Source organism: Sphingomonas sp. 66-10 (assembly GCF_001897045.1).
Lineage (GTDB): Bacteria > Pseudomonadota > Alphaproteobacteria > Sphingomonadales > Sphingomonadaceae > Sphingomonas > Sphingomonas lycopersici.
The window spans coordinates 69,499-70,097 of sequence record NZ_MKRR01000150.1 but is presented as its reverse complement, the minus strand read 5'-3'; the positions used below and the strand labels follow the sequence as shown (position 1 = coordinate 70,097).

The window sequence follows — 599 nt, the reverse complement described above, 5'->3', positions numbered from 1 at the left end:
CGCCGGTCGCCGCATCGGCGTCGCCGGGCGCGATCCAGGTCGCGTCGAGTCCGAAGGTCGGATCCTTGGCTTTCTTGCCGTTGAGCTCGCCGAAACCGGTGCCGGTATCGAGCGCGAGCATTTCGTCGGGCGACACCTGATCCTCGCCGAGCGCGACGCCGCCGACCAATAGCCGATAAGTGTAAGGCGCGAGGTTGATGTCGTCGCGCACCTTGACCTGCGGCACGACGAAGCCGAGCTCCTTCGAAAGCTGGCGCCGTACCCCGGTGATCCGCGCCATCAGTGGGCTGCCCTTGCGCTCGTCGACCAAAGGCACCAACCCGTAGCCGATGTCGAGATTGACCATCATCCCGTCGGTCACCTCGTCCCAGCCGATGCGCGACTGGTCGACCGGCTCGGGCTTGACCTCCGCCACCGGGGCGGGGCGATTGGCGATCTGGCGCAATTTCCACGCGGCGAAGCCGGCGATCGCGGCGGCGGGGAGGATCACCAGATGCGGCATCCCCGGCAGCACCCCGAGCAGGAACAGGATCCCGGCCACCGGGGTCCAGGTCCGCGCCGAGCCGAACTGGCTGCCGATCTGCCCGGCGAGATCCTTT

1 protein-coding gene is annotated in these 599 nt (G+C 68.1%); it reads right to left on the bottom strand.

Annotated features, from left to right (window positions below; all coding sequences use genetic code 11):
- On the bottom strand, nucleotides 1-599 hold a 599-nt coding region (locus BGN95_RS23140), incomplete at both ends, for an FHIPEP family type III secretion protein (RefSeq protein WP_502688341.1).